Origin of the sequence: Brevibacterium ihuae (assembly GCF_900184225.1) — a bacterium.
In the GTDB taxonomy this organism is placed as follows: Bacteria; Actinomycetota; Actinomycetes; order Actinomycetales; family Brevibacteriaceae; genus Brevibacterium; species Brevibacterium ihuae.
Genome location: NZ_FXWZ01000003.1, coordinates 1,888,449 through 1,915,314 on the forward strand (window position 1 = coordinate 1,888,449; position 26,866 = coordinate 1,915,314).

Sequence of the window (26,866 nt, forward strand, 5' to 3'; positions counted from 1 at the left end):
CAATGCCGAAGAAGTATTCCGATCTGCCCCGCGGGATCGACCGGCTGCACAACGGGCAGTACCGCGCCCGGATCTACACCCAGGGGCGCCGGCACACCATCGGCTCCTTCTTCACCATCGGAGACGCCCGCGCCGCCCTCAGCATCGCCCGCGGAGAGATCGCCCGCGGCATCTTCATCCCGCCCGCCGAAGCTCGAGCAGAGCGCCGCCGCGCAGCAGATGAGAAGGCCAAGTCCGCGGTCACTATCGACACCCTCGCCGACGAGTGGTTCACCTTCCTTGAGCGCGCCGGCCGGAGCCGAGGCACGATCTACACCTACCAGTCCCGCTACAACAGCCACATTCGCCCCGTGTTCGGAGAAGTCCCGGCCACCGTCGTCACCCCCGCCGAGGTCGAGGACTGGTATTCGGATCTGCTGCGGGAGAAGGGCTCCGGTGTCGCCCGGAACGTCTACCTCACCCTGTCGGCTCTCTTCACCTACGCGACCGGGAAGGCCAAGGGCCAGTCCGCGACCTTCACCCCATTGATCTCGGAGAACCCGTGCGGTGTGCCCGGTGCGACGAAGCACCAGCCGAAGCACCACCACGACGACGGGGAGAAGGTCGCCACCCCCGAGCAGGTCGCCGCCCTCGTCAGCAACATGCCGCCCCGCTACGCGCTGGCGGTGAACCTCGCCGCGTGGTCGGCGCTGCGCCTCGGAGAAGTCATCGCCCTGCGCCGCCGCGACATATCCACAGCTGTGGACGGCACTCTCTGGATCCGCATCGTTCGGCAGGTCCAAGCGAGGGGGAGCGGCCTGTATGAGACCCGCCCGAAGTCCGATGCTGGCACCCGCTCCGTGCCGATCCCGCCGGCCCTCACCGAGACGGTGAACGATCACCTCCGGGAGCACGTCGGGCGAAAACGCGACATGCTGCTCTTCCCGCGCACCCCGAAGGGCGACGACTGGATCCACCCGAACACCCTGCGCAACGCCTTCAATGCCGCGGTGGAGACATACAACGACAGTGCTGACCCGGACGACCGGCTCGACGGGTTCACCTTCCACGCGCTCCGGCACACGGCGCTCACGCGCATCGGGCAGGCGGGGGCGACTCTCGAGGAGCTCAAGCGATTCGCCGGCCACACCTCCGCCGAGGTGGTGGCGAAGTACCAGCACGCGACCCGCGACCGGCTGGCGATGCTCGCGAGCTCCCTGTCGAGCGAAGTGCGGAACTTGTGAGCGCAAATGGTTGCAGTGAGCACTCTTGGGGTATAGAGTCCTGCTCGAATCGAATGAGTGTCCGATTCGGGGCGCCAGCTGAGGCAGAGCCGATCAACGGCAACCGAATCACCCGCTGCTGTAAGACTCAGGGATTTCCGCACGATTGATCCCGGTGTGGCAGCAAGCCCAGCCTGGCGAGATGTCGGGGGGTATACCCAGCCGAGTTTCGCACACGGGGGGCTGTGTCAGATGGTTCGCCGTCGACACTGCACTACCGGCCCAGGATCCACGTCTGGAAGGAGAAGCAACCGACACCTGCAACGCTCAGCCTGTCGGCATGACGGGGAGCTGACCCAGCCTGATCTCGCGTCGGGGGGACCGTCCGAGGGTACGCCCCCCGGCGCAGACACCGGCTAGTTAACCGATCCATTCCGACCGCGAAGCTACCTTCTGGCGCAGATACCGAATTCTTCACCGACCTCACCTAGGGCGTGTCTGACAATGATGTGGTTCGCTGGCTGAGAGCCTGGGAGCATGTCGAGATTCCAACTGCTCACGGATGCTCAATGGTCTCTGATCGCTGACTTGCTGCCTGCTCCGACCGGCCGCAGGGGCCGGCCCTTCGCTGATGCCCGCCAGATGGTCGAGGGCATCATCTACCGCTACCGGTGCGGGATCGCCTGGCGGGATCTGCCCGAGACGTTCGGCAAGTGGCAGACGGTATGGACCTGGCATCGCCGGATGGCCGACGACGGCACCTGGGACACCGCGCTGGCCCGCTTGGCCGCTCACGCTGACGCGGCCGGCCAGCTCGACTGGTCGCTGTCGGTGGACTCCACGATCGCGCGTGCTCATCAACACGCAACGAACATCACGCGCCTAAAAAAGGGACTCGTCGAACTACACGAATCCGGACGTCGAGCCGCCTGACCACGCGCTGGGCCGGTCCCGGGGTGGGCTGTCGACGAAGACCCATCAGCTCGTCGACGGCCACGGACTGCCGTTGGTCACCGTGTGCACCGCCGGCCAGGACGGCGACTGCCCGATGCTCATCCCGCTCATGGATCAGCTGCGGGTCCAGCGCCCCGGACTCGGTAGCGCCCGCACCCGGCCGACAGCACTGCTGGGCGATAAGGCGTACTCCTCGCGGGCCAATCGTGCCTACCTGCGCAGCCGCCGGATTGAAGCAGTCATCCCCGAGCCGAACGATCAACAGGGCCACCGCAAGCGCCGCGGCTCCAAGGGCGGCAGGCCGCCGAAGTTCGACGCCGAGAAGTACCGGGGCAGGAACGTCATCGAGCGCGGCTACAGCCGCCTGAAGCAGTGGCGGGCCCTGGCCACCCGCTACGACAAACTCGCCATCGTCTACCGCGCAGCAGTCGTGCTCAATGCGGCTATTGCGTGGCTACACCATTTATCGGACACGCCCTAGAAGTCATGCCCCTTCACCGGGGCATTTTTTATGCCCAAAATCCATAGTCCAACCACCCAACCCCGACTCACACAGTCGGGGTTTTTTCATGCCCAAATCCGAAAGGAGCACCCATGCCGACCAAGATCACGCCCGAGCTCACCATCGCTCAGGCAGCAGAAATCACCGGCACCTCAGCACCGACCATCCGCCGGTGGATCTCCAACGGGGAGTTGCGAGCCTACCGATACGGAAAGCGCGTCATCCGCATCGCCTACGACGATCTGATGAAGCTCCGCCGCGAGGTCAACCCGACCACCTTCACCAAGCAGAACGGCGGTGACTCTGCGTGATCCACACAAAAGAGAATCGCCTCGGCGGGCAAACCGAGGCGATGAAATCCAGCAATGTGGTGGGCGCAGGATCTGGCTCGATTGTAGCCCAGATGGCACTGGCAGACGAAGATCTCGACCGGGCTCACGCGCTCGTCGTGCTCGTCGAGGACCGGACCGGACGATACCGGCGCCGGCTCTACCTCAGCCTCCGTTCCGCTGAGCGGGCAGTAGCGCGAGCCAACGCCCGAGGCGCAGATGCTCGTGCGATCCTCTGCCGCATCACCCCCGTCGAGGACGGTGAGGCGCAGTGAGCAGGACATTCGACACCGAAGAAGCCCGCCGACTTTACGACATCGCCTACTCGACCGGCTACCGGCACGGAGAGCAGCAGGCCCGCCTCACCGACACCAGCTTCATCGAGGCCGTGGCGAGGCAGGTCCGGGCCGGCGAATACCTTGAAGGGCAGATCAGCGCCGTCATCCGTGGCACCATCGACGGGCTCAATGCCCGCGCCGCCCGCGAGAAGATGACCGCCGAGGCCGAGGCACGCGGTGACTCCCGGAATCGGGGTGAGCGCCGATGAGCGAAGTGTTCAACTACTCACCCGAGGAACTGGTGGATCTCCCCAGGCCGCAGCGCCGGGCTCAGATCACTTGGGCATCGGAGATCGAGCCTGAGCCGGTCGTGTGGGCGTGGGAGGACAACGGCGAGGGACGCATCCCTTCCGGTTCGCTCTCCGTCGCCGCCGGCAGGGAAGGGACCGGGAAGTCCTCGTTCGGGATCTGGTTGGCCGCTCAGATCGCTGCGGGGGCTCTCCCCGGATCGTTCCACGCACAGCCGCGTCGCGTGTTCTACGTCGCGGTCGAGGATTCGTGGAAGCACACCCTCGTCCCTCGGCTCATCGCCGCCGGCGCGGACCGCAGCATGGTCGGCAGGTTCGAAGTCGTCAACGACATCGACGAGCAGGTCGAGATGTCGCTGCCCGCGGACAACAATCTGCTCGAGGAAGCGATCGTGCAGAACGATGTCGGCCTCGTCGTCATCGACCCGCTCATGTCGGTCATCGGTGCGAGGATCGACACCCACCGTGAAAGGGAGGTCCGCACGGCACTGGATCCCCTCGCACGGATCGCGGATCGAACCGGTGCAGTCGTCCTGGGGATCGCGCATTTCAACAAGTCTTCCAGCGGAGATCCTGCCTCGCTCATCACCGGATCCGGTGCGTTCAAGAACGTGCCGCGCTCGGTGTTCGGGTTCGCTCGTGACGAGGACGATGAGAACGGCGGGCGGATCCTCTCGCAGGTGAAGAACAGCCTCGGGCGCGACGATCTGCCGAACCTCGCCTACCGGATCGACAGCGCGCTCGTGGAGACTCCGAAGGGGCCTGCGGTCACCGGACGGTTCACCCTGCTCGGTGAGTCCGACAAATCGGTCTCCGATGTTCTACGAGCCGGGTTCAGCGGCGACGCCGAGGACCGGAACGAGGCTCAGCAGTTCGTCCTCGACTACCTGCTCGAGCGCACCCCGCCGGAAGCTCCTGCCGGCGACGTACTCAAAGCGGGACGCGCAGCGGGATTCTCCGATCAGTCATCGAAGGATGCTCGCCGCCGGTCCAAGAACCCCAGGATCCTCTCCGCGAAGTCCGATTTCGGGGGCGGCTGGGTCTGGCAGGTCAGCACTCAAGGTGGCACCGAAGGTAGCGAAGGTGTCAGGGATCAGGACTCTGCGACCACCGCCACCTACGCGCCACCTTCACCCGACCCCGCACCCCAGAAGCAGGGGCGGGACACCACCTGCGCCGCCTGCGGCAACGTCCTCCACCAAGGCTCCTGCGTCCGCTGTCAGGTCGAGGGGAGGCGATCAGCATGACCGACCGCTGGACAGACGACGAGGGGCACCAGTGGCCGATCACCGGCCACTGGTGCGCCGCCTGCGGCCTCCCCCTCATCCCGACCGACGACTCCACCATCCACCCCGGCTGCGAGGTGGAGAACGCCCAGGCAGAGCACACTCTCGTCGCCGGCACCGCAACCGACCCCACCACTGAAAGGCCCGCCCCATGACCGACCGCATCATTCCCAGCTACGACCAGAACGGCGACCTCGCCGGCGTCCTCAACATCGACGACGTGGAACGCGACCTCGACCGGGTGACCGCAGCCGCCATCGCCAGTCTCGACGATGACCGGAAGACCATCATCGACCGCCTGAACGAAGCTCTCGCCGGACAGTCCGAGGCCTTCAAGGTCACCGCCCTCAAGGGCACCATCGCGGACATCCTCGAGACGTTCGCCGCGATCGTCGACGTGACCGAAGCCCTCGGCGTCCCGACCCGGCAGAAACTCCGGGAGACCTTCACCGAGGAGGCACAGCGATGACCGACTTCGGCACCGACGACGCCCGCCTCGACCAGCGGCTCAGCCTGCTCTGGGACAAGCTCACCCGGAACAGCCGGGAGACCGCGGCCCTCAAACCAGCCGTGCGGACCTTCGAGAAGCGCCTCGACCGGCTCGAGGAAGCCGTGGCGCAGCTCCGAACCGAGATGAACACCCTCAACCCCAAGGACCAGCCATGACCGACTGGAAAGCCCGGTACGAGACCGAACGTGAACGCGCCGACCAGCTGCAAGCCCGCGTCGATGAACTCCTCGCCGGAGGCAGATACCTCCTCGACCTCGAGGAGAAAGCCCGCACCAAAGCCGACATCCTCGACTACCTCCTCGCAGACATCACCGCCCGACTCCCCGCCGCGCTCACCCGCTACGGATACGTCGAACTCCACCCCAGGAAGGACACACCATGACCGATGAAGAAACCGAACTCGTCCGCCGGCTGTTCGGCACACCCGGCACACCGGACCCCGACAACCCACCCGACGAGCCCACCGAACCCGACGAGCCTACCGACCTGACAGCAATTACCCGCCTGTTCAACAAATGAGGAGCACCCATGTTCAACACCATCAGCAACAACTACGACGACAACACCACCACCGCCGGCCTCGTGCAGAAGGCCCTGACCGCGATCGGCGTCAAGATCCCCGAGTTCGCCAGCCGCCCCGCAATCGGCGCACCCGCCGGCGACCTCAAGGACCGCGTGTTCAAGTGCTACGCCAACGGCACCGACCCGATCACCGACCCCGGCGTGCGAGACGAACTGCTGCGCGAACTCCTCGCCCAGCGGTTCAACACCGACCAGCTCCACCGGATCGAACAATCCAAGGCCCGACTGCAGCACTACATCGACCACGCCGACACCATCACCAAGAAGATCCGTGAGAAGTTCACCGCGGCCGTCGACACCCTCGAATCCGCACACGAGTCGCTCGGCCCCGTCGACCTCTACGACATCAAGGGCGGAACACTCACCGAGGACGCCGCACAGCGCCGAAAAGCACAGGAAGCCCTCGCTGTCACCGAAACGATCCTCACCCACTGGGGATCCGTGTTCCCGCTCATCACCCGCCAGAACCCCGGCGTCGCACACCGAGAACCGCACCTGCGGTTCATGGCACCCACCCTCGAGCAGACCGAGAACCATCGGCTCGCAGGAGGTAGACGAGCAGACGGCAAGATGCTCACCGTGTGGGACGCGCTCGGCATGCCCATCACCGTCGAGCTCGCCACCGAACCCAGCGAAGTCAACGCCCGCTACGAAACCATCCACGCTGCGGCGAAGAAGCGAGCCGCCACCGCACGAAGCCAGATCCGACTCTGAGCAGAACACCCCAGTGCCGGCAGTACCGCCCCGAACAGGACACCACCTGTTCGGGGCGGTCCCTCGTCCGACCGGGGTATCCGAACGGGGTATAGGGTGGCACCAAGCACCACGCCCCACCCTCGTCGACCGAGGGGCAGGGGCCACCCCGTCCGGCACCTAGCGAAATCTCCCCGCCTCAGACGGCTGTTTGACGCCCCTTTTGACCTGTATGACTCCTTGACACCCAGGGGCGCCCCCGGTCCCCTTCCGGCCCAGGGCGCACGCGCGGCATAGCGACACACACACGGCCGAAATCCACAGATCAGTCTGCTGTTTCCACGGCTGGGTTTGCATTACCTGGGGGAGGCCTCCCCACCGTGTCCTGAGGCACCCGAGCTGCAAGGCAGAGCTTCCCTCTCTCGTCGCGGCTAGGATCTCGGCATGGGTGTGATCGAGTGGTTCAAGCGGCATTTCAAGGGCCAGCTGCCGTTGCCTGTCGTTCGCGTGGAGCGTGGCCGAAGTGATCCTCGGCCGGCTACTCCACCCCGCCCAACTCCGAAGCGTGACCGGCAGCCGGTGCATCCGGCAGCGGGGTTCACGGTGTCGTTCTCGAGGGTGAGGGCGTTCCCGGATCTGCTGACGAGACGCATGAAGATCGTGGGCATCGGGAACTACCTGACATTCGAGCAGCGGGAGGATCCGTGTCCGAGGTTCGTCGTCCTGGTCGCGGAGCCCGATAACCCTGTGGATCCGAATGCTGTAACGGTCGGGTCGATGGAGGGCGTGAAGATCGGCTACATCGCGGCGGGGACTGCGAAGGCGTACCACGAGGTTGTGGCCGCTGCGGGTGCCGTGAAGGTGCCGTGCTCGCAGGAGGGGAGCAAGTGGTGGATCGAGGTTCCGAGACTGCCGGCCCTGCGGAAGGCAGTTGGCGTCTGAGCAGGTCCCGCGAGGATCCCTGTTCCGGTACACTTAGACCATGAGCAGGGGTCTGGGGAGAGTCGAGCAGGGTGTCCTCGAGCACCGCGCCGAACACCCGTCCGCGACCACCCGGCATACCGCCGAGCACATCTACGGCGGGCTGGCCACTGAGGCCCAGATGCGAGCCGTTCGCCGTGCTGTGGCGCGGGACTGGTCGAGAAGGGTCTGATCGTCCCGTCTGCCCCTGTTTCCGTGCCGTCTGAGTGTGGTCTGATCCGTGCTGAGATCGACCGGCTCGCCGCCACGGGTGAGGCGTTCGACGCGGACACGGTGCGCAGCCGGTTCGCCGGCGATGACACCGACAGCATCACCGTCCGGGAAGCCCTCTACCATCGCCCTCGGCCGATCGCGGCTCACGCCGGTGGGGCCGCTCGCCGGGGTGTGATCTCGCCGGTGGGGGTGGTGTGGAGTGGTCGCAGCTCAAGGAAGTCGGGCCGGAACCTGCTGTGGCTGGGTGCGCCCAGATTATTGGAAGCCCGTCAACAAATTAGTTGACAGGGGGAAAGTTATTCACAACAATGAGGTTATTGCTCCCCGTCGTCCTAGCGGATTGGCGGGGAATTTTTTCCCAGTTTCCGCAGGAGCCGTGATGAGTCCGACCCCCAGTGACATGCCTCAGCGCCAGTTGCAACGGATCGGGTTCTACTTCGATTACGAGAACGTGCACAAGACTGGCCATGATCTGTACACCGAGTACGGATCGCCGCCATACATGACTCCACCGAACCCCAGGAAGCTCGCCGACAGGATCGTCAGGAAGCGAAAGATCCAGCCGTCTGTAGTTGCGGGTGTCGAGGTTTTCCGGGGCCGGCCGAATCCTGAGCATCAGCCCGAGAAGGCAAGCAGCTTCGAGCTTCTACGTCAGGAGTGGATACAGAGCGGGTGCAGAGTCACGTACCGCGATCTCAAGTACACGCACTACGACGATGGCTCTTTCGACAGTCGAGAGAAGGGCATCGATGTCGAGCTTGCCATTCGGCTGGTATCTGACGCGCTAGAGCAGAAGTATGACGCTCAGGTTCTATTCTCGTGTGACACAGACCTGCTTCCCGCGGTTGAACTCTTGTACCGACTCCGCGACGCCCACATCGAGCTTGCATGTTGGTCAGGTGCGAACCGCCTGCGCTTGAAGGGCCAGAACGGCCTTCCCTGGTGCCACTTCTTGACGGAACAAGACTTCAACGAAACGGTCAGCACCCGTGCTGGGGACCTGTAGATAACATTCGCCTGGGAAGTTTCCGGGAAGCCCGAAGCACGGACACCCCGAGCGGACCCACGGGCGGGCTTGCAAAGTCCCCTGCCCCAAAAGGCCCGCCGCCCCCGATCCACGCTCAGCGACATTCGCGGCATCGCCCGTAGACCCTCGGTGTTCTCGAGAGTCTTGGGTGTTGCCCTAGCCTGTCGCCTGGCCTGGCGTGGCTCCGACCCCCGGCGCGTCGGTTCGGTGGATTGTCCGGGCGTTCACTGGTTATCGGGCGTAGGAACGAGAAAGGACCGCCCTGCGACAATGCAGGTGCAGTCCTCGTGTCAGACCCGATTGGTAGAATCGGAGCCGCAGTCAGCTGGCACTGATTGCCGCGCTCCGGGGTGTTGGTAGCACCGCCGGAGCACCACTTTTTGGTTCAGTGGTGGTCATGGTCACTACCTGATCCACGTTTCTCCTGGTGAGGAACCGATAAGGGCGATTCCCGCCATCTCCACGTTAGAGCCTCGGAATCCTTTGCGATTCCGGGGCTCTTCCGCTTGTCGCGATTCTGGCCTCGCCTGCCCGGGCCGGAGGGGCGTAGCCGACCCGTGAATCGGGTGCTGCAGGAACCTGTCCGCATGCGCGGAGGGCATCTGCTCTTGGTGAGATGACACCACGTGACCTGCCGACGTAGGCCTTCGCCTCGGTCGAGGGGCTCTGGTCGTGGCTGGCGGTGCATCACGACCGGCATCCCGGGCTCTGGGTCCGGTTGGAGAAGGCGCGAAGTCCGAAGCCGTCGATCACGTTCCACGACCTTCTGGAAGCAGGCATCGCCTTCGGGTGGAGCGAGAGCACGCGGCGCGCTCACGACGGAACTTCGTATCTGCAGAAGTTCACCCCGCGCCGCACGACGGGGACAACCTCACCACGGAACCTCGCCATCGCGGACAGGCTTGAGGCCGAGGGGCGCATGACCCCGGCCGGGCGAAGGGCACTCGGCAGATCGGCAACCCCCTGAGCTCCACCGTGCGGAGGGGTCGAGTGCTGTCGCTTTCGGCCGTTCTGTCGTGCCATCGGGGACTTTGAGCCGGCGAGGCCAGCGATGCTGGTGTGTACTTCGAAACTATGGCTGGGCTGCTGAGGCATTCCGCGCTCGTCTGATTCAGCCCGCGCTGGGGAGTCGGTAAAATGGAGTCGAATACAACTTTGGGACCATGAAGGTATGGCGATGAAGTCGCGGTTGAACGAGGACGACGAGTGGGCGTTGGTCGCGCCGGCCGAGGCAAACGCCCATGGCACGCATCAAGTAGCCATTCAATCGACTCACGTCGTGGCGGAGCGTCAAGGGCATGTCGAGGCCGTTGCCGCATCGTCAGCGCGTGTTCGGAACCGGTATGCGGAAGTCCTCGAGCGACTGGGTCGTTGACCGTCTTCCTGACGGCCGAGGATCGGCTGGCTCTGGTCGACGACCTCACTGGAGGCGAAGGCCCACCCGAACGTGTTTCTCAAAGCGACTGCGCTGCTGGATCCGGTGGTAAACACCCACGGACTTGCTGACGGCAATGGACCGTTGGGGTGGCTGGCGACAATCGCCCTTCCATACGTGAATCAGGTCTGTATCGAGGCGCCCGATGATGTTGCGAACAACCTCGTGGGCGCGGTCGCCAGCCGCAACGCGACCCTGTCCGATATCTCTGACGTGCTGGATTCCTGGGTCCACCCCGTAGCCGGTTATCCATGTGTTGACGACGAGTAGTGGTTCGCCAAGCGCATCGAGTTCGACACCTGCCCCTGAACGCCACCCTGATCGGGGGGGGGGAAGTGTTGGACATGCTTGACAGCTCTTCCCTCCTGTCGACTTGCCACGGCAATGGACTCAGCGTGCTGGCTGATCAATTCGGTTATCTGTGCCGTTCTGGAGTTCGACACCCTCGAACTGAGAGGAATCCTCCGTTGCTTCACCTCGATCGAGATCTCGGGGAACTGACTTGCCCATCGCGTTCTCCACCAATACGCATAGAGCCTCAAGCCGGGCGGCGAAGAAGCCGTCGAAGTCATCGGCGCGCAATGCTTCACTGGGCACCAAGTGCGAAGCGACGAGTCCGTCAACCTGCTTGCTGGGGATCTGCGCTTTGTGCTCGATCGCTTGTAGGTACTGCGAGGGTGCCGCACCTCCAATAGTGCGATTCGTCACGGCTGAAATCGCTGTCTTATTGACGATGCTCTCACGGTGCTCGTCGTCAATGCCGTTCATGTTGCACCACTTCTGCGGGAAGATGTGGTGGATATCAACCGCGAGGCTGGCGTACTGGGCCTTATCCAGTTGGAGATCTTGCATCCAGTCGCGGGCGCCGTTGTTGAGGATCAGCGCATAGATGCCCTTGTAGGCAGCGGCATTCCGGGTGCGCAAAGAGAGTAGGCGAGACTCAACGAAAGTAGCGTCGTTGATGGTGTTCGGAGTCTGAGCACCTGCTCGGCCAAGCGCCCAATCCGGCACCTGCTCCAGATCGCGCACGAAACGAGTTTCGATGGCGCTGCCGTAAAGCTCGCCGAGTATTCCGCACCAGAACCAACGTACTAACCGCGCTCTGGGTCCGACCAGATCTGCATCTCTGCCCATCACAACCTTGAGTACCGCTAGCGGCACCAGTTGCTTCGGGTACGGCAGGAAACGGCTATCAAAGATGTGGAGATCGGCCAAGAAGTTCGACGCCCACGCGAATGCCTCACGCAGGGGACCGACCCATTCAAGGTAGTCGCTCAATGTGAGCTTCAATACATCTTCTCGCTTGGCGCTAGTAGCCGGACGCCTCGATCCGCTGCTGGTGAGATTGCGCTTGCGAGTGGCCAGCAACGTCACAGCTTGAAGTAGGTCAGTGCTCTCCAAGTGACTCAGAGCTGGGTACGCAGAGAACGCTTTCTGCGCGTGCTCCCAATCCTCATTGAGGCGGAAGTCTGTTCCATGCTTATCGAAGTATTCTTTGTCGCCCGCGAACGTTGCGGTAAGGAGTTCGAACACGTTCAAGGCGAGGCCGCCCGTGTTGACCTTCTCGAACACCGTCGCCACGGCTGCCTTACTTGTCTGATTGTCGAGTTCAATGGCTGGGATGTTATAGGTGTTCGCGGGTGCAATGACGTCGGCCATGAAACGCGACAACATGTGGATGTCACCCAGTTCTGCGAGCCACAGCGAAGCGTTCATCTGATCGTAGAGGAGTCGCAAGGGAAATAGCTTGTGTGCTCGTTCCTTTTCCGGCGTCGACACATCGAGGACGATATCCTTGCCGAAGTTCTTGCGCTCCAGGCCATCGCCGGGAACCGACCGAACCGCTTCCTCCATCCATTCCTCGCCTTGCAGGGCAAGATCCATATCCACGTAATAGCGACGCTGCAACCGCTTCCCACGGGCGTCCATGGTGTTTACCACACCCTCGCCCGTGAGCGCCTGGGTAAGGGATGTCAGTCGTTGTTGGCCATCGAGAAGAAGTGAATCGATCTGGGCGTCAGCTGGAACATTCGTGCCCTCAACCGGTCGGGGCTTGAAGCGAATTTGATCGTTCCCCGTCTTGAGAAGCATCACCACTCCGAGCGGATGGCCCCTGAGGATCGTGACAAGCAATTGGCGAATGCGTTCGTCTTCCCACTTGTAACTCCGCTGGAAGTCGGGAAGTTGGATCTTCCCGTTCGTGGTCCATTTCAAATAGTCGCTCAGCTCGTACAGAGGTGTTTGAAAGCCCATCAGATTCCTTCGCGCCGTAACGATTCTCGTCCAACTTTGGCATAGCAGTACCGATTAGTCTCCCAAGCAGCATCGCGAAGACTTCCTGGGGCGGCCGAACGCCCATCGCCCGGAGTGGGCCGGATCGCCGCAACTCCTCAAGAGGTGACAGGCCGGGTCAGGTGCTCGCCGCGTGCTCGGAGTGCGACGCGGGCCTCTGTGCGTCGTGGTGATCGCCCCTCGGTGATCACTGAACCGATGCGGGCAGAGTGCGCTCCTCCCTCCCGAGCGCACCCCGTCTACGAGGCATTCCCGCAGTCGGGACGTATCGCACTTTTCGCACAACAGTGCCAAGACCTGGGCATTCATTCGAATGTCGGACAGGTGGGCCTGACGCGGCCGGTCGCTTGAAGCGCCGCATCGAGAGCGGTAGCTTCTTCTCTGTCGATGTGAAGTAGCTCATAAGGAGACCCCATGGCGTTGTCACGCATCCGATCCCCACGTTTTCCCCGGATGGTGACCGCTGTCGCCGCCGCCACCGCTCTCACCCTCGCCCCCGCGGTCGTCCCGGTCGCCCATTCCGCGACCGAGGAGTCGACGGCAGGGGCGGTGTCCGCGCCGGCGGAGGAGAGCACCCTGCGGATCGCGACCGCCGGTCAGATCGACAGCTTCAACCCCTTCACGACGATCTACCTCACCTCGACGGGCATCAACCGCTACGTCTACGAGAACCTCGTCTAGTACGACGCGAAGGACGGCTCGCCCACCGAGGGCCTGGCCGAGTCGTGGGAGACGAGCGAGGACGGGAAGACCTGGACCTTCACCCTCCGTGACGGCATGACCTGGTCCGACGACGAGCCGATCACCGCCGAGGACGTCGTCTACACCTACACGCAGATGATGGAGGATCCGGAGGGCATGGGAGCGGCCAACGGCAGCCTCGTGCAGAACTTCGACTCCGTCGAGGCCCCGGACGACTCGACCGTCGTCATCACCCTGACCGAGCCGCAGGCGCCCAACCCCGGCACCGAGATCCCCGTCGTCCCCGAGCACGTGTGGTCGGCGAAGGACGACCCGGCGGGAGACCCCGGGGACACCGACGTCGTCGGCTCCGGCCCGTTCATCCTCGAGAGCTACGAGCCGAATCAGTCGATCACCCTCAAGGCCAACCCGAACTTCTGGCGCGGGGCTCCTGCGATCGACACGATCCAGTACATCTACTACACGAACTCCGACGCCCAGGTGCAGGCGCTGCGCTCCGGCGAGGTCGACTTCATCACCGGGCTCACCCCGGAGCAGGTGACCGCGCTCGAGGGCGCCGACGACGTCGAGATCAACGCCGGCACCGGCCGCCGCTACACCTCGATCAGCTTCAACTCCGGGGCCGAGACCCCCGACGGCGAGGAGTACGGCACCGGCGCGGAGGCGCTCACCGACGTCGAGGTGCGCCGCGCGCTGCGTCAGGGCATCGACATCGACACCCTGCGCGAGCAGGTCATGCAGGGCTACGCCGACCCGGCGACAAGCTTCGTCCCCTCGGCGTTCCCCAAGTGGCACCTGCCCGACGACGACGAGGCCATCGTCGAGCACGACATCGAGGCCGCGAAGCAGACCCTCGAGGACGCCGGCTGGGCCGAGGGCGCGGACGGCATCCGCGAGAAGGACGGCGAGAAGCTCTCGCTGCGCCTCCTCGTCGACTCCTCCTCGCAGCCGGAGCAGGCGATCGGCGAGTTCCTCACGCCGTGGCTCGCCGACCTCGGCGTCGAGCTCAACGTCGAGGCCACCGACTCCGACACGATCTCGAGCCGCACCCTCGCCGGCGACTACGACATGTACGTCACCGGGTGGAGCATCAACCCGGACCCCGACTACCAGCTCGGCATCAACACGTGTGAGTCGCGCCCGGACGCCGAGGGCAACGGGCCGTCCTCGCAGGACGGCTACTGCAACCCCGAGTTCGACGAGCTCTACGCCCAGCAGCACACCGAGCTCGACGAGGGGGCGCGCGAGGAGCTCGTGCGCGAGGCGCTGCGCCTCAACTACTCCGACACCGCGCAGATCGCCCTGTGGTACCCGCAGGCGCTCGAGGCCTACCGCTCCGACCGCTTCGACGGATTCACCACCCAGCCCGAAGCGGACGGCATGATCGCCGGGCAGGCCGGCTACTGGGGCTTCTACACCGTCGAACCGGTGAGCGGCGAGGCCGCAGGCGAGTCCGAGGGCATGAACATCGCCCTGTGGGTCGGCGTCGGCATCGCCGTGCTCGCCGGAGTCGGAGGCGTGATCTACGTGATCACCCGTCGCAAGAGCGCCGACGACCGCGCCTGATGCACCGCGCCGGCGCCCGATCACCCCGGTGATCGGGCGCCGGACCGCTGTGCGGTGACCGTACCGCACAGCTACGAGAGGAGACCTCGTGTCCGCACCACCACCGGCCGGCCCGCCCGGCGACGCAGCACCCGGCCGCGAGCCGGACGACACCCGGCCCGGCGCCGAGGTGCCCGCCGGCACACCGGCCGCCGGCACCGCACCCGCCGCGCTCGCCGCCGACGGCACCGCCGCCTCGGGCACCGTCCGGCCCGACCCCGTGGCCCCCGGCGGTCAGGACATCGACGAGCCGCCTGCCGGCACCTCGTTCCTGTCCTACCTCGGCCGGAAGCTCGGGGGAGCGGCCATCAGCATGCTCATGGTGATCCTCCTCGGCTTCTTCGCCTTCCGGATCCTCCCCGGCGACCCGGTGGCGAAGATCGCCCGCGAGCGCCCGATGACCGCGGAGCAGGTCGCCGCGCTGCGCGCCGAGTACGGCCTCGACAAGCCGCTGCTCGTGCAGTTCTGGGACTACCTCGTCGGCATCTTCACCGGCGACATGGGCGAGAGCTACGTGTACCAGCAGTCGGTGAGCTCGCTCATCGCGCAGTACGCCTGGCCCACCCTGCTCCTCACCGGCACCGCCGCGATCCTCGCGATCGTCTTCGGCCTGTGGATCGGCCAGCTCGCCGCGTGGCGGCGGAACTCCGCGTTCGACAAGATCTCCACCGGCACCTCGCTCGTCCTGTGGTCGGTGCCGACCTTCTGGCTCGCCCTCCTCCTCCTCATGGTGTTCGGGGGCACGCTCCAGTGGCTGCCCACCGGCGGCATGGTCTCGCCCGGCGTCGAACCCGGCACCTTCGCCTACGTCCTCGACGTCGCCCAGCACCTCATCCTCCCGGTCATCACCATGGTCGCGGTGGTCTACGCGCAGTACGTCCTCGTCATGCGCGCCTCGCTGCTCGAGGAGATGACCGCGGACTACCTCACCACCGCCCGCGCCAAGGGGCTCAACGAGGACGGGGTGCGCCGGAAGCACGCCGTGCCCAACGCCCTGCTGCCCACGGTGACGCTCGTGTTCATGCACATCGGCGGGCTTATCGCCGGCGCGGTCACCGTGGAGACGGTGTTCTCCTGGCCGGGCCTCGGCAAGCTCACCTACGAGGCGATCAGCGGGCCGGACCTGCCGCTGCTGCAGGGCACCTTCGTCGTGTTCTCCGCCGCGATCATCGTGATGAACCTCATCGCCGATCTCCTCTACCGCCAGCTCGACCCGCGCGTCAGGAGGGCCTGAGATGACCGCCGCCACCGCACCGTCCCCGCGCGCCGTCGCGTTCAACCGCCGGAAGGCCGCCGCCGGGCGCGCCTGGAAGATGTTCCTCCGGGACCCCGCCGGCGTGTTCGGCGCCGTCGTCCTCGTCATCGTCGCGCTCATCGCGCTCCTCGCCCCGGTCATCGCCGACCGCTCGCTGCTCGACGTCACCCAGCAGCTCGACCAGCCGCGCTACGCCCCGCCCTCGGCGGAGCATCCGCTCGGCACCGACAACTTCGGCCGCGAGCTCTGGGTCCGCATGGTGTGGGGCGCGCGCGTCTCGCTCCTCGTCGGCCTCGCCGCGACCGCGATGTCGATGGTCATCGGCACGATCATGGGCATGGCCGCCGGGCACTTCACCGGCTTCGTCGGCGGGCTCATCATGCGGGTCATCGACTTCTTCCTCGTGCTGCCCTCGCTCCTGCTCGCCATCGTCCTGTCCTCCGTGCTCGATCGCGGCGTGTGGACGATCGTGCTCGCGATCGGCATCACCTCGTGGGCGGGCACCGCGCGCGTCGTGCGCGCCCAGACGCTGTCCGCGGAATCCCGGCTCTACATCGAGCGGGCCCGCGTGCTCGGCGCCGGCCACTGGCACATCATCGTCAAGCACCTGCTGCCCGCGGTGCTCCCGCTCGTCATGGCCAACACCACCCTCACCGTCGGCACCGCGATCATCGCCGAGTCGACGCTCGCCTTCCTCGGACTCGGCGACACCACGCAGCAGTCCTGGGGCACGATCCTCAAGAACGCCATGGACGTGTCCGCCGCGACGAGCGGGTACTGGTGGTACATCCTCACCCCGGGCATCGCGATCGTCATCGTCGTGCTCGCCTTCACCCTCGTCGGCCGCGCCTTCGAGGCGATCGCCAACCCGACCCTGAGGAGCCGCTGATGCAGGAGATCGAATTCGACGACGTCACCATCCGCTACTCCTCGAACACGCGGCGCGGCGAGATCGCTGCGGTGCGCGGGGTCTCTCTCACCGTGCCCGCCGGCGGCACCCTGGGGATCGCCGGCGAGTCCGGCTCCGGCAAGTCGACGCTCATCCTCAGCCTGCTCCGGCTGCTGCCGTCGAACGCGACGCTCACCGGCCGGGTGCTCGTGGGCGGCCGCGACCTCTCCGAGCTCAACTTCGGACAGCTCCGGGCGCTGCGCTGGTCGGACGCCTCGATCGTGTTCCAGGGAGCGCTCCACTCGCTCAACCCCGTGCGCACCGTCGGCCGGCAGATCCTCGAGGCGCTCGAGCTCCACGTCAAGGACGGCTGGCGCACGAAGGAGGAGCGCACCGCCCGGATGCACGACCTCCTCGCCCAGGTCGACCTGAGCGCCGACAAGGCGAAGGCCTACCCGCACGAGCTGTCCGGCGGGCAGAAGCAGCGCGTGATGATCGCGATGGCGCTCGCCTGCGAACCGCACGTCATCATCGCCGACGAGCCCACGACCGCCCTCGACGTCATCGTCCAGCGCCAGGTCCTCCAGGTCCTCCAGCGGCTCGTCGCCGAACGCGGCATCACCCTGCTGATGATCTCCCACGACCTGTCCGTGCTCGCCGAGGTGTGCGAGCGGCTCGCGATCATGAAGGACGGCGAGATCGTCGAGATCGGCGATTCCGCCGAGGTCTGCCGGAACCCGACCGAGGAGTACACCCGGGAGCTCGCCGAGGCCTTCCCGACGATCGGCGACCGCGGCTCCCGCCTGCGGCCGGTGACCCGGAGGCCGGCCCGGATCGCCGGCGCCGCCGACGGCGCGGAGTTCGGCATGACCGACGAGGTCGTGCTCGAGGCCCGGAACCTCAGCGTCTCGTTCTCCGCGCGGGGCCGGCACGTGGGCGCGGTCCGCGACGTCGACCTCGCGCTGCACCGCGGCGAGATCCTCGCCGTCGTCGGCCAGTCCGGCTGCGGCAAGACGACGCTCGCCCGGAGCCTGCTCGGGCTCCAGGAGCCCGACCCGGGGTCGGAGATCCGGTTCCGCGGCGCACCGCTGGGCCGCCGCCCGGCCGAGCTGCGCGCCTTCCGGCGCGAGGTCCAGATGATCCTCCAGGACCCCTCGGGCTCGCTCAATCCCAAGCTCAGCGTCTACGAGTCCGTCGCCGAGGGCCTGCGCGTCCAGCGGTTCGACGGCGACGAGCGGGCGCGCGTGCTCGAAGTCCTCGCGAACACCGAGATGACGCCGGCGGAGGACTATCTCGAGTCGATCCCGCAGGAGCTGTCCGGCGGCCAGCGCCAGCGCGTCGTCATCGCCGGTGCGCTCGCCCTCGAGCCCGAGGTGCTCATCGCCGACGAGCCGGTGGCGAGCCTCGACGCCTCGGTCCGCGGCGAGATCCTCTCCCTCATCCTCGAACTGCGCCGGAAGCTCGGCCTCACCGCGCTCGTCATCACCCACGACCTCGGGCTCGCGTGGAACATCGCCGACACCGTGGCGGTGATGTACGAGGGGCGGATCGTCGAGCACGGCCCGGTCGAGCAGGTGCTGCTCGACCCGCAGCACGAGTACACCCGGACCCTGCTCGCCGCGGTGCCGAGCTTCCGGCTCGACCGGGTGAGCGGGTGAGACGCACCGCCGCCGAGGCGTTCCTCGACACCGCACCGCTCGCGCCCGGGGACCGGGTGCACCTCATCGCCGCCTCCGGGCCGACCGACGACGCCGGGTACGCCTTCGCGGTGCGGACCCTCGAGTCCTGGGGGCTCGAGGTCGTGCCCGGTGCCCACGTGCGCGCCGTCCACCCGGACTATCCGTACCTCGCCGGCACCGACGAGCAGCGCGCCGCCGACCTCACCGCCGCGTGGTGCGACCCCGACGCGAGCGCGGTGATCTGCCTGCGCGGCGGCTACGGGGCGATGCGGCTGCTCGACTCCCTCGACTTCCCGCTCCTCGGGACCCACGCGCTCCGCCCCGACGGCCGCCCCAAGCTGCTTGCCGGCTCCTCCGACGTCACCGCGCTCCACCAGGCCTGGGCGCACCACCTGCGGGTGCCCACCCTGTTCTGCCCGATGGTCGGCAATGCGGTGTTCCGCACCTCGACGGCCATCGCGGCCGACGTGCGCTCCTGGCTGTTCGCACCGTGGCGCGGACGCACGGTGTCCGGCCCCGCGGCGCGCACCCTCGTCCCCACCGCGCCCGGCGCCCCGGTCCGCGCCCGCCTCACCGGCGGCAACCTCAGCCTGCTCGCGGCTTCGCTCGGCGCCCCGGAGAACCCCGTCCCCGGTACCGAAGCGCGCGGCATCGTCCTCCTCGAGGACGTCGACGAGGAGCTCTACCGACTCGACAACCTCATGCTCCAGCTCACGCGCAGCGGCTGGCTGTCCGGAGCGCAGGCCGTCGTGCTCGGCTCGTGGGAGGATTGCGGGCCCCTCGACGCCGTCGAGCCGCTCATGCGCGACACGCTCGCCGACCTCGGCGTGCCCGTCGTGTGGGAGCTCGGGTTCGGCCACGCCCCCGACGCCCTGAGCGTCCCCCTCGGTGTCACCGCCGAGCTCACCGCCCCGGCGGACGGACCGCCCGTCCTCACCGTCATCGACCCGCAGGAGGATCCGTGAACCCGCACCCGCACGACGGCACCGGCGCCGCCCTCGACTTCACCGCGCTGCCCGGCGTCGAGTTCTCGGCGCTCGCCGTCGACATCGACACCGGCCGCACCCTGTTCTCCCACGGCCCGGACCGTGTGCTGTCCACGGCGAGCATCGCGAAGATCTTCCTCCTCCACGCCGCCCTGCGGATGGTCGACCGCGGGGAGCTGTCCCTCGACGAGCGCCTGCGCCGCCGGCCCTCGGAGCGGGTCGACGAATCGGGGCTGTGGTACCTCCTCCAGCAGGACAGCCTGAGCGTGTTCGACATCGGGATGCTCATCGGCGCGTTCAGCGACAACTTCGCCACCAACGTGCTGCTCCGCCGGGTCGGCCTCGACCGGGTCGCCGAATCCGTCGCGGAGCTCGGCTACACCGACTCCGCCCTCCACGACTTCCTCCGCTGGCCGCGGCCCGCGGGTGCCCCGGCGCGCCTGTCGAGCGGCACCGCCGGCGAGATCGCCGACTTCATGGCCCGGCTCGCCCGCGACGAGCTGTTCGATGCGGCGCACTCCGAGGTGCTCCGGCGGTGGCTCGGAGCGGGCGCCGACACCTCGATGGTCGCCTCGGCCTTCGAGCCGGACCCGCTCGCGCACTACTACTACACCCGCGGCTCGTGGGTGTGGAACAAGACCGGGACCGATTCCACCGTGCGCTGCGACGCCGGGGTCGCGATGACCCGGGAATCCCGGGTCGCCTATGCGGTGTTCGCCAACTGGGAGCCGGACACGGACCGGGTGCTCGAGGTCATGCCGCTCATGCGGCGGGCCGGCGAGGCGATCGGCGCGTACCTCCAGCCCGAGATCTACGGCGCGGCCCATCCCGCCGGAGAGGACGACTGACATGATCGACGTGTTCGACGGCCACAACGACCTGCCCTGGCATCTCCGCGAGACCCGCGATCGCTCGGTCGCGGACCTCCGCTCCGCCGCAGTGTCGCCCTTCACCACGCTCGACCAGCTCCATGCGGGCGGGGTGGCCGCCCAGTTCTGGTCCGTCTACGTCCACAGCTCGGTCACCGGACCGGAGGCCGTGCGCGCCACGCTCGAGCAGATCGACCTCGTCCACCGGATGGTCGAGGCCTACCCCGACGACCTCGTGTGGGCCCCGACCGCCGCCGCGGTGCGCGCCGCACGCGGGACGGGCCGCGTCGCCTCGCTGCTGGGCGTCGAGGGCGGACAGCAGATCGACGAGTCGCTCGACGTGCTGCGGATGTACGCCCGGCTGGGCGTGCGGTACATGACGCTCACGTGGTCGACGACCCACAGCTGGGCCGATTCCGCGACCGACGAGGCCCGCCACGGGGGGCTCACCGCATTCGGCCGGGAGGTCGTGTGGGAGATGAACCGGATCGGGATGATCGTCGACCTCTCCCACGTCGCCCCGAGCGTCATGCACCAGGCCCTCGACATCACCGACCTGCCGGTGATCTTCAGCCACTCCTGCGTGCACGCGCTCAACCCGCACCCGCGCAACATCCCCGCCGACGTGCTCGACCGGCTGCCCGGCAACGGCGGGGGGGCGATGGTGACGTTCGTCCCCTCCTTCGTCACCGACGCCCGGCGGCGCTGGGTCGAGGACGGCGAGGTCGGCACCCCGCCCGCGGTCACGCCCGCCGACGTCGCCGACCACTGCGACCTCCTGCGCGAGCAGGTCGGCATCGATCACGTGGGCCTGGGCGCGGACCTGTGCGGGACCGATTCGATGCCCACCGGGCTCGACGACGCCTCGGCCTATCCCGCGCTGTTCGAGGAGCTCGGGCGGCGCGGCTGGAGCGACGCCGAGCTCCTCAAGCTCGGGTACGAGAACGTCCTCGCCGTCCTCGACGCCCACGACCCGCGCCACGCCGCGACCACCGGCGACCACTGACCCGGAAGGATCCGAACCGCCCATGCCCCGCGTACTCCTCATCGTCAACGACATCGAATCCGGACCCCGCCGGCTCACCCAGTGGCTCATCGACGAGCACCTCGACATCGACGTCCGCGTCGGCGCGGCCGGGTCGGTCCCGGAGCCGGCGGCGCTCGCGGACTACGACGGGATGATCATGCTCGGCGGCGGGTACATGCCCGACGACACCGCCGGTGCGCCGTGGCTCGGCCCGGAGGCCGACCTCGTCCGGCACGCGCTCGACCGGGGCATGCCGCAGCTCGGGATCTGCCTCGGCGGCCAGCTCCTCGCCCATGTCGGCGGGGGAGCGGTGGCGGCCGAATCCGGCGCCCCGGAGAAGGGATCCACACCGATCACCCTCACTGCCGAGGCCGCCGCGGACCCGCTGTTCGGCGGGCTGCGGACCTCGACCGCGTTCATCGAGAGCCACGTCGACCGGATCACCGCGCTGCCGCCCGGCGCCGTGCTCCTCGCCCGGAGCGAGCTCTGCGAGATCCAGGCCTTCCGGTTGGGGGAGCGGGCCTGGGGACTCCAGTTCCATCCCGAGGCGGGACCGGAGAACGTCCGGAGCTGGGACGCCGCGAAGCTCGCCGCGCTCGGCTTCGACAAGGACGCGCTCATCGCCGGGGCCGAGGCCGCCCAGCCGGGGACCGAGGTCGACGCGCGGGCGATGATCGCGGGGTTCGCCGCGCTCCTCCGCAGCTGACGCTCCCGCACCCTCCCCGCTCGCACGACCCCGTGCGCACGGCGGGTCAGCGCGCGATGCGCTCCCGCCAGGCCGCGAGGATCTCGGGCTCGGTCGGCCGCGAGGCGAGCGAGCCCACGACGTAGGCGACGGCGGAGGCGAGCAGTCCGAGGTAGATCGCCGGGTTCGCGTAGATGCCGGCGACGACCATGATGACGATCGTGGTGAGCGCGCCGACGATCATCCCCGCGAGCACGCCGATGATCGTGCCGCGGCGCCAGACGAGGCCGCCGAGGATCGGCACGAACAGACCGCACACGAGGAGGTTGTAGGCGACGGTGAGCGCCTCGACGACGCTCGGCATGATGCAGGCGAGCACGATCGTCACCGCGCCGAGGCTGAGCAGGTAGAGGCGGGAGTCGCGCACCTCGTCGCCGGTCTCGCGGACGAGTCCGCCGCGCAGCGCGCTGCCGATCCGGTTGCGGGGAGCACCGCGGGAGGCGAGCACGGGTTCGACGACGTCCTGCCGGAACACCGTCGAGGCGGCGAGCAGTGCGCCCGACGACGTCGACATCACCGCAGAGAGGGCGGCAGCGAGGACGAGCCCGGCGAGCACCGGCGTCATCGACGAGTCGACGACGGCGACGAATACGTCGTCGCTCACCTCGATCCCGGGCACGATGACCTGAGCGGCGGTGCCGACGAGCGCGCCGGCGACGGCGTAGAGCAGGCAGTAGATGCCGGCGGACAGCCCGCCCCACCGCGCGACCCCCGGGGTGCGGGCGGTGAATACGCGCTGCCAGATGTCCTGGCCGATGAGCAGTCCGAGCGTGTAGATGAGGAAGTAGGTGAGGATCGCTTCGGGCCCGATCGCCACCGGGTCGAACGCCGTGGGCCCGAGCTCGGCGCTGATCGCTCCGAATCCGCCCGCCTCGGTGATGACGAGCGGCAGCAGGATGAGGAAGATCCCGATCGTCTGGATGATGAACTGGACGAAGTCGGTGAGGGTGATCGACCACATGCCGCCGAGCATCGAGTAGACGATGACCACCGTCCCGCCGAGCAGGATCGCCGGCACCCGGTCGATGCCGAGCAGGGCGTGGAAGATCGTGCCGTAGGCCACCGTCGACGTCGTCGAGATCATGAGCCCGTAGGCGGTCATGATGAGGCCGGAGACCAGGCGCGAGCCGGAGCCGTAGCGCAGCTCGAGCATCTGGGAGACCGTGTAGATCTCGAGCCGTTGGATCTTCGGGGCGAAGAACAACGACAGCAGGACGATGCCGAGCCCGATGCAGAACACGAGCCACATGCCCGACAGGCCGAACTCGTACCCGAGTCCCACTCCGCCCACCGTGGACGCGCCGCCGAGCACGACGGCGGCCATGGTGCCGGTGAACAGGACGGGGCCGAGCCGGCGGCCGGCGACGAGGTAGTCCTCCTGGTTCTTGGCGCGCATGCGGCCCCAGAACCCGAAGGCGATCATGGCGGCGAGGTACAGGAGGACGATGGCGACGTCCATGGGAATCTCCTCAGGGGTGGACAGCGGTGCGGCGGCGGACCGGATGCGGAGCGCGGTGGCTCAGCGGGGAGCGAGAACGTGGATGACTGTCGGACGATCGGCGGTGAGGGCTGCGGAGACCGCCGCGCGCACGGCGGAGTCGAACTTCGGGGACTCGACGGGCACGTCCACGGTGGTGCCATGGGCGCCCATCGCCCGGCCGAGGGCGGCGAAATCGGGCCGCGCGAGGCGGACGGCGAACGGCGCCATGTCCCGGGCGGTCATCTGGTCCTCGATCTCCGCGTAGCCGCCGTTGTCGACGACGACGAAGGGGATCGCGAGTCCGAGTTCGACGGCCGTCATGACCTCCTGCACAGAGAACATCGCCGCACCGTCGCCCAACAGCGCGACGACCGCCCGCTCGGGCGCGGCGATCTTCGCCCCGAGGGCTGCGGGGATGCCGTAGCCGAGGGTCGCGAAGCCCGGCATGTAGAGGAGCTGATCGGGCCGCCGGGCGCGCAGGGCGTGGACGGTCCCGTCGTAGGTGACCTGGGACGAGTCCCCGCCGATGACGACGTCCGGGCCGCCCGCCGCGGCGACGGCGCGGGTGATCCGGGAGCCGATGCCCGCCTCGTCGAACTCGGCGGCGCACGCCGTGCGCAGGTCCTCCGCCCGGCGCCGCCCGTCGGTGGTGTCCGCAGCGGCACTCGCAACGGACCCCTGCGGGGCTCCGTCGCCGTCCGCACCGCCGCGGCCCGCGTCGAGGGCGGTGAGGAGCGCGTCGAGGAAGATCCCGGTGTCGGAGTGGACGAGGACGTCGCCGATGAGGTTCTTGTTGAGCTGATCGGGGTCGATGTCGCAGCGGATGACCTGCTGCCCGTCGGGGCGCGGGGCGCGGACGTCGCGCGCAGACTCGAGCGCCAGGCCGTCGGTGGTGCCGGCGGGGCCGGGCGCGGCCGATCCCGCGGGGTCGTGCGCCGGCCCGTTCTGCGCTCCCACGGATCCGCCCCAGAGGTCGGAGTCCGCGAGCTCGGTGCCGAGCACGAGGAGCACGTCGGCGTCCCGGCTCGCCTCCTGCACGGCACCGAACCGGATGTTCGAGCCGAGGGCGAGCGGGTGGGACTCGTCGAGCACGCCCTTGCCGTTGCACGTCGTCGCCACCGGCGCATCGAGGCGCTCGGCGAGCGCGGTGAGGCGGTCCGCGGCGTGCCGGGAGCCGCCGCCGGCGATGATGAGGGGTCGGCGGGCGCCCCGGAGCAGACCGGCGGCCCGGTCCACGGTGTCCGCGGTAGCGCGCGGCAGCCGCGGGGCGAGCGGGTGCGGAGCGGTGCCCCACCACGGTCCCTCGAGGACGTCGAGGGGGACTTCGATGTGGACCGGCCCGGGGCGGCTCGAGGCGAAGAGGGCGAACGCATCGGCGACGGCCTGGGCGGCCCCCTCGGCGGTCCGGGCTCGGCGGGAGGAGACGAGCGGATGGCTGAGCGCGCCGGAGGAGTCCTTGGTCTCGTGGAGCAGCCCGGCGTCCGCGCCCTCCATGCCGGTGGGCACGCCGGGGGAGAGGATGAGCATCGGCCGGGACTCGGCGTAGGCGGTGGCCGCGGCGGTGACGACGTTCGTCAGGCCCGGCCCCGAGGTCGTGATGACGACCCCGGGCCGGCCGCTGAGCAGGTGGTAGCCGTCGGCGGCGTAGCCCGCTCCCTGCTCGTGGCGGGGAGTCACAGCGGCGATGCCGAAGTGCGGCAGGTGGCGGTAGAGCTCGAGGTTGTGCGTGCCCGGGATGCCGAAGATCGTGTCGACCCCGTGGGCCGCGAGCGTGGCGACGACGGCGAGTCCGCCGTTGCGGTTCGCCGCGGGCAGCGTGTCCGACGGGGTCGCTGCTGCGGCGGTGTGCAGGTCGTTCACTCGGCACCCCCGGTGAGGTGCTCGGCGACCGGCCCGGTCGGGCGGTCGGCCCCGCCGCGGCCGGCGGCCCACAGGGAGAGGATCTCGTAGCCGACCTGCGCCGCGGCGAGCCCGGTGACCTCCGCGTGGTCGTAGGCGGGCGCGACCTCGACGATCTCCGCGCCGACGATGTCGAGGCCCTGGAGCCCGCGCAGCGAGTTGAGGAGCTCCCGGCTCGTCATCCCGCCGGCCTCCGGGGTGCCGGTGCCGGGGGCGGCGGCCGGGTCGAGGACGTCGATGTCGATCGAGAGGTACACCGGGGCGTCGCCGAGCCGGCGCCGGATGTCGGCGACGATGGCCGGCAGCGGCCGGAACTCGTAGTCGTCGGCGCGGAGGATCCGGAATCCGAGGACACCGTCGTCGGTGAGGTCCTCCTGCCCGTAGAGGGGGCCGCGGATGCCGACGTGCATGCACCGCTCGAGGTCGAGCAGCCCCTCCTCCGAGGCCCGGCGGAACGGCGTCCCGTGGGTGTAGGGAGCACCCATGTAGGTGTCCCAGGTGTCGAGGTGCGCGTCGAAGTGGAGCACGGCGATCTTCCCGTGGGTGCGGTGCACCGAGCGGAGATTGGGCAGCGCCAGGGTGTGGTCCCCGCCGAGGGTGAGGAGCTTCGCACCGTCGGCGCGCAGCGCGTCGGCGGACTCCTCGACGGCGGTGATCGCGGCCTCGATGTCGAAGGGGTTGACGCCGAGGTCCCCGCAGTCGACGATCTGCTGTGCGGCGAACGGGTGGATGTCGGTCGCCTGGTTGTAGGGCCGGAGCAGCTTCGATGCCTGACGGATGTGCGCGGGCCCGAACCGGGCCCCGGGGCGGTAGCTCACCCCGGCGTCGAACGGGACGCCGAGGATCTTGACGTCGACGGGAGCGCCGGGTCGCGCCGCCTCGACCTCGTCGAGGCGCGGCAGCAGGCCGAAGGTGGGCGGGCCTGCGAAGCGCGGGGTCAGGCTGTAGTCCGCCGGTCCGAGGGGTGTCTGATCGGTCATCGTGGTCCTCCTGCGATGTCGGGCCGAGGGGATCGCCGTCGGCCCCGATGAAGCGTTGAGGACACCGTACTCCAGATCGGGCTACCGGTGAGTAGCCCAGCGCCGGGGCCTGCTCCGGCCCAACGCTGGGCCGGCACCGGGCCTGCACCGGACCGAC

General features: G+C 68.0%; 30 protein-coding genes. 26 read left to right on the forward strand and 4 right to left on the reverse strand.

All coding sequences use genetic code 11. The features are described from left to right. The first annotated feature begins 2 nt into the window (after positions 1-2). The 17 genes from C1A17_RS13745 (at position 3) to C1A17_RS13815 (ending at position 10,571) form a co-directional block, all read left to right on the forward strand. The gene (locus C1A17_RS13745) at positions 3-1,223 is read left to right on the forward strand and encodes a tyrosine-type recombinase/integrase (RefSeq protein WP_180953342.1); all 1,221 of its coding nucleotides are present in this window, start codon (positions 3-5) and stop codon (positions 1,221-1,223) included. Positions 1,224-1,739: 516 nt separating this feature from the next. Beyond that, positions 1,740-2,637 (forward strand): IS5 family transposase gene (locus C1A17_RS13750; RefSeq protein ID WP_101652361.1). Its coding sequence is split into 2 segments (ribosomal slippage): positions 1,740-2,096 and positions 2,098-2,637, totalling 897 coding nucleotides; the frame shifts between segments, so codons are not numbered across the junction. 113 nt (positions 2,638-2,750) lie between these two features. After that, positions 2,751-2,969, forward strand: coding sequence for a helix-turn-helix domain-containing protein (locus C1A17_RS13755; protein ID WP_101653502.1), 219 nt, complete (start codon positions 2,751-2,753; stop codon positions 2,967-2,969). 92 nt (positions 2,970-3,061) lie between these two features. Continuing rightward, on the forward strand, positions 3,062-3,262 hold the full coding sequence (locus tag C1A17_RS13760; protein WP_101653503.1) for a hypothetical protein: 201 nt from the start codon (positions 3,062-3,064) through the stop codon (positions 3,260-3,262). Then, on the forward strand, positions 3,259-3,534 hold the full coding sequence (locus tag C1A17_RS13765; RefSeq protein WP_101653504.1) for a hypothetical protein: 276 nt from the start codon (positions 3,259-3,261) through the stop codon (positions 3,532-3,534). The genes C1A17_RS13760 and C1A17_RS13765 overlap by 4 nt, the downstream gene beginning before the upstream one ends. Continuing rightward, positions 3,531-4,820, forward strand: a complete 1,290-nt coding sequence (locus C1A17_RS13770) for an AAA family ATPase (RefSeq protein WP_101653505.1) — start codon at positions 3,531-3,533, stop codon at positions 4,818-4,820. Before C1A17_RS13765 ends, C1A17_RS13770 begins: the two co-directional genes overlap by 4 nt. Next, positions 4,817-5,014 carry a hypothetical protein gene (locus C1A17_RS13775; protein WP_101653506.1) on the forward strand — a complete coding sequence of 66 codons (198 nt, stop codon included), beginning with the start codon at positions 4,817-4,819 and terminating at the stop codon, positions 5,012-5,014. Before C1A17_RS13770 ends, C1A17_RS13775 begins: the two co-directional genes overlap by 4 nt. Continuing rightward, positions 5,011-5,328 carry a hypothetical protein gene (locus C1A17_RS13780; RefSeq protein ID WP_101653507.1) on the forward strand — a complete coding sequence of 106 codons (318 nt, stop codon included), beginning with the start codon at positions 5,011-5,013 and terminating at the stop codon, positions 5,326-5,328. The genes C1A17_RS13775 and C1A17_RS13780 overlap by 4 nt, the downstream gene beginning before the upstream one ends. Continuing rightward, positions 5,325-5,525 (forward strand): hypothetical protein, encoded by a 201-nt coding sequence (locus tag C1A17_RS13785; protein WP_101653508.1) that lies wholly within the window; start codon positions 5,325-5,327, stop codon positions 5,523-5,525. Before C1A17_RS13780 ends, C1A17_RS13785 begins: the two co-directional genes overlap by 4 nt. Continuing rightward, on the forward strand, positions 5,522-5,752 hold the full coding sequence (locus tag C1A17_RS13790; RefSeq protein ID WP_101653509.1) for a hypothetical protein: 231 nt from the start codon (positions 5,522-5,524) through the stop codon (positions 5,750-5,752). The genes C1A17_RS13785 and C1A17_RS13790 overlap by 4 nt, the downstream gene beginning before the upstream one ends. After that, positions 5,749-5,889, forward strand: coding sequence for a hypothetical protein (locus tag C1A17_RS14315; RefSeq protein WP_180953343.1), 141 nt, complete (start codon positions 5,749-5,751; stop codon positions 5,887-5,889). The genes C1A17_RS13790 and C1A17_RS14315 overlap by 4 nt, the downstream gene beginning before the upstream one ends. 9 nt (positions 5,890-5,898) lie before the next feature. After that, the gene (locus C1A17_RS13795) at positions 5,899-6,666 is read left to right on the forward strand and encodes a hypothetical protein (protein WP_101653510.1); all 768 of its coding nucleotides are present in this window, start codon (positions 5,899-5,901) and stop codon (positions 6,664-6,666) included. Positions 6,667-7,089: 423 nt separating this feature from the next. After that, complete coding sequence (locus C1A17_RS14120) at positions 7,090-7,587, forward strand: HIRAN domain-containing protein (RefSeq protein WP_146000642.1); 498 nt, start codon at positions 7,090-7,092, stop codon at positions 7,585-7,587. A 40-nt stretch (positions 7,588-7,627) separates the two neighbouring features. Continuing rightward, complete coding sequence (locus C1A17_RS14320) at positions 7,628-7,798, forward strand: hypothetical protein (protein ID WP_180953344.1); 171 nt, start codon at positions 7,628-7,630, stop codon at positions 7,796-7,798. A gap of 420 nt (positions 7,799-8,218) precedes the next feature. Further along, a complete protein-coding gene (locus tag C1A17_RS13805) occupies positions 8,219-8,845 on the forward strand; it encodes an NYN domain-containing protein (protein WP_146000643.1) in 627 nt (208 codons plus the stop codon). Positions 8,846-10,037: 1,192 nt separating this feature from the next. Then, the gene (locus C1A17_RS13810) at positions 10,038-10,241 is read left to right on the forward strand and encodes a CopG family transcriptional regulator (protein WP_219618285.1); all 204 of its coding nucleotides are present in this window, start codon (positions 10,038-10,040) and stop codon (positions 10,239-10,241) included. A gap of 72 nt (positions 10,242-10,313) precedes the next feature. Beyond that, complete coding sequence (locus C1A17_RS13815) at positions 10,314-10,571, forward strand: hypothetical protein (RefSeq protein ID WP_245873771.1); 258 nt, start codon at positions 10,314-10,316, stop codon at positions 10,569-10,571. 120 nt (positions 10,572-10,691) lie between these two features. On the opposite strand, the gene C1A17_RS13820 is transcribed toward C1A17_RS13815, so the two are convergent. Continuing rightward, positions 10,692-12,554 (reverse strand): DUF262 domain-containing protein, encoded by a 1,863-nt coding sequence (locus tag C1A17_RS13820; RefSeq protein WP_101653512.1) that lies wholly within the window; start codon positions 12,552-12,554, stop codon positions 10,692-10,694. A gap of 453 nt (positions 12,555-13,007) precedes the next feature. Here C1A17_RS13820 and C1A17_RS14670 point away from each other — a divergent pair, with 453 nt between their 5' ends. From C1A17_RS14670 to C1A17_RS13860, 9 genes are all read left to right on the forward strand, one after another. Further along, positions 13,008-13,274 carry a hypothetical protein gene (locus tag C1A17_RS14670; protein ID WP_245873773.1) on the forward strand — a complete coding sequence of 89 codons (267 nt, stop codon included), beginning with the start codon at positions 13,008-13,010 and terminating at the stop codon, positions 13,272-13,274. 33 nt (positions 13,275-13,307) lie between these two features. Then, positions 13,308-14,861 carry an ABC transporter substrate-binding protein gene (locus tag C1A17_RS13825; RefSeq protein WP_245873839.1) on the forward strand — a complete coding sequence of 518 codons (1,554 nt, stop codon included), beginning with the start codon at positions 13,308-13,310 and terminating at the stop codon, positions 14,859-14,861. Between the two features lie 88 nt (positions 14,862-14,949). Continuing rightward, positions 14,950-16,134 (forward strand): ABC transporter permease, encoded by a 1,185-nt coding sequence (locus C1A17_RS13830; protein WP_245873775.1) that lies wholly within the window; start codon positions 14,950-14,952, stop codon positions 16,132-16,134. Between the two features lies 1 nt (position 16,135). Continuing rightward, positions 16,136-17,044 carry an ABC transporter permease gene (locus tag C1A17_RS13835; RefSeq protein ID WP_101653513.1) on the forward strand — a complete coding sequence of 303 codons (909 nt, stop codon included), beginning with the start codon at positions 16,136-16,138 and terminating at the stop codon, positions 17,042-17,044. Continuing rightward, a complete protein-coding gene (locus C1A17_RS13840; protein WP_101653514.1) occupies positions 17,044-18,702 on the forward strand; it encodes an ABC transporter ATP-binding protein in 1,659 nt (552 codons plus the stop codon). The genes C1A17_RS13835 and C1A17_RS13840 overlap by 1 nt, the downstream gene beginning before the upstream one ends. Then, on the forward strand, positions 18,699-19,688 hold the full coding sequence (locus C1A17_RS13845; RefSeq protein WP_101653515.1) for a S66 peptidase family protein: 990 nt from the start codon (positions 18,699-18,701) through the stop codon (positions 19,686-19,688). Before C1A17_RS13840 ends, C1A17_RS13845 begins: the two co-directional genes overlap by 4 nt. Beyond that, positions 19,685-20,557, forward strand: a complete 873-nt coding sequence (locus C1A17_RS13850) for a serine hydrolase (protein ID WP_101653516.1) — start codon at positions 19,685-19,687, stop codon at positions 20,555-20,557. The genes C1A17_RS13845 and C1A17_RS13850 overlap by 4 nt, the downstream gene beginning before the upstream one ends. Position 20,558: 1 nt before the next feature. After that, the gene (locus C1A17_RS13855) at positions 20,559-21,584 is read left to right on the forward strand and encodes a dipeptidase (RefSeq protein ID WP_101653517.1); all 1,026 of its coding nucleotides are present in this window, start codon (positions 20,559-20,561) and stop codon (positions 21,582-21,584) included. Positions 21,585-21,606: 22 nt separating this feature from the next. Further along, a complete protein-coding gene (locus C1A17_RS13860) occupies positions 21,607-22,311 on the forward strand; it encodes a type 1 glutamine amidotransferase (RefSeq protein WP_101653518.1) in 705 nt (234 codons plus the stop codon). A gap of 46 nt (positions 22,312-22,357) precedes the next feature. Here the strand turns inward: C1A17_RS13860 and C1A17_RS13865 are convergent, their stop codons facing one another. The 3 genes from C1A17_RS13865 to speB are packed head-to-tail and all read right to left on the reverse strand — an operon-like array spanning position 22,358 to position 26,709. Continuing rightward, positions 22,358-23,809 (reverse strand): sodium:solute symporter family protein, encoded by a 1,452-nt coding sequence (locus C1A17_RS13865; protein ID WP_101653519.1) that lies wholly within the window; start codon positions 23,807-23,809, stop codon positions 22,358-22,360. Positions 23,810-23,869: 60 nt separating this feature from the next. Continuing rightward, on the reverse strand, positions 23,870-25,690 hold the full coding sequence (locus C1A17_RS13870; RefSeq protein ID WP_342750318.1) for a thiamine pyrophosphate-binding protein: 1,821 nt from the start codon (positions 25,688-25,690) through the stop codon (positions 23,870-23,872). Beyond that, complete coding sequence (gene speB / locus C1A17_RS13875) at positions 25,687-26,709, reverse strand: agmatinase (protein WP_101653520.1); 1,023 nt, start codon at positions 26,707-26,709, stop codon at positions 25,687-25,689. The genes C1A17_RS13870 and speB overlap by 4 nt, the downstream gene beginning before the upstream one ends. Between the last annotated feature and the right edge of the window lie 157 nt (positions 26,710-26,866).

Excerpts from the sequence above, each read along its gene's own strand:
- C1A17_RS13790 (WP_101653509.1), top strand. The coding sequence starts at position 5,522 with ATGACCGACTGGAAAGCCCGGTACGAGACCGAACGTGAACGCGCCGAC.
- C1A17_RS13795 (WP_101653510.1), top strand. The coding sequence starts at position 5,899 with ATGTTCAACACCATCAGCAACAACTACGACGACAACACCACCACCGCC.
- C1A17_RS13865 (WP_101653519.1), bottom strand. The coding sequence starts at position 23,809 with ATGGACGTCGCCATCGTCCTCCTGTACCTCGCCGCCATGATCGCCTTC.
- C1A17_RS13745 (WP_180953342.1), top strand. The coding sequence starts at position 3 with ATGCCGAAGAAGTATTCCGATCTGCCCCGCGGGATCGACCGGCTGCAC.
- C1A17_RS13835 (WP_101653513.1), top strand. The coding sequence starts at position 16,136 with ATGACCGCCGCCACCGCACCGTCCCCGCGCGCCGTCGCGTTCAACCGC.
- C1A17_RS13755 (WP_101653502.1), top strand. The coding sequence starts at position 2,751 with ATGCCGACCAAGATCACGCCCGAGCTCACCATCGCTCAGGCAGCAGAA.
- C1A17_RS13760 (WP_101653503.1), top strand. The coding sequence starts at position 3,062 with ATGGCACTGGCAGACGAAGATCTCGACCGGGCTCACGCGCTCGTCGTG.
- C1A17_RS14320 (WP_180953344.1), top strand. The coding sequence starts at position 7,628 with ATGAGCAGGGGTCTGGGGAGAGTCGAGCAGGGTGTCCTCGAGCACCGC.
- C1A17_RS13860 (WP_101653518.1), top strand. The coding sequence starts at position 21,607 with ATGCCCCGCGTACTCCTCATCGTCAACGACATCGAATCCGGACCCCGC.
- C1A17_RS13785 (WP_101653508.1), top strand. The coding sequence starts at position 5,325 with ATGACCGACTTCGGCACCGACGACGCCCGCCTCGACCAGCGGCTCAGC.
- C1A17_RS13855 (WP_101653517.1), top strand. The coding sequence starts at position 20,559 with ATGATCGACGTGTTCGACGGCCACAACGACCTGCCCTGGCATCTCCGC.
- C1A17_RS14120 (WP_146000642.1), top strand. The coding sequence starts at position 7,090 with ATGGGTGTGATCGAGTGGTTCAAGCGGCATTTCAAGGGCCAGCTGCCG.
- C1A17_RS13770 (WP_101653505.1), top strand. The coding sequence starts at position 3,531 with ATGAGCGAAGTGTTCAACTACTCACCCGAGGAACTGGTGGATCTCCCC.
- C1A17_RS14315 (WP_180953343.1), top strand. The coding sequence starts at position 5,749 with ATGACCGATGAAGAAACCGAACTCGTCCGCCGGCTGTTCGGCACACCC.
- C1A17_RS13775 (WP_101653506.1), top strand. The coding sequence starts at position 4,817 with ATGACCGACCGCTGGACAGACGACGAGGGGCACCAGTGGCCGATCACC.
- C1A17_RS13810 (WP_219618285.1), top strand. The coding sequence starts at position 10,038 with ATGGCGATGAAGTCGCGGTTGAACGAGGACGACGAGTGGGCGTTGGTC.
- C1A17_RS14670 (WP_245873773.1), top strand. The coding sequence starts at position 13,008 with ATGGCGTTGTCACGCATCCGATCCCCACGTTTTCCCCGGATGGTGACC.
- speB (WP_101653520.1), bottom strand. The coding sequence starts at position 26,709 with ATGACCGATCAGACACCCCTCGGACCGGCGGACTACAGCCTGACCCCG.
- C1A17_RS13820 (WP_101653512.1), bottom strand. The coding sequence starts at position 12,554 with ATGGGCTTTCAAACACCTCTGTACGAGCTGAGCGACTATTTGAAATGG.
- C1A17_RS13840 (WP_101653514.1), top strand. The coding sequence starts at position 17,044 with ATGCAGGAGATCGAATTCGACGACGTCACCATCCGCTACTCCTCGAAC.
- C1A17_RS13780 (WP_101653507.1), top strand. The coding sequence starts at position 5,011 with ATGACCGACCGCATCATTCCCAGCTACGACCAGAACGGCGACCTCGCC.
- C1A17_RS13805 (WP_146000643.1), top strand. The coding sequence starts at position 8,219 with ATGAGTCCGACCCCCAGTGACATGCCTCAGCGCCAGTTGCAACGGATC.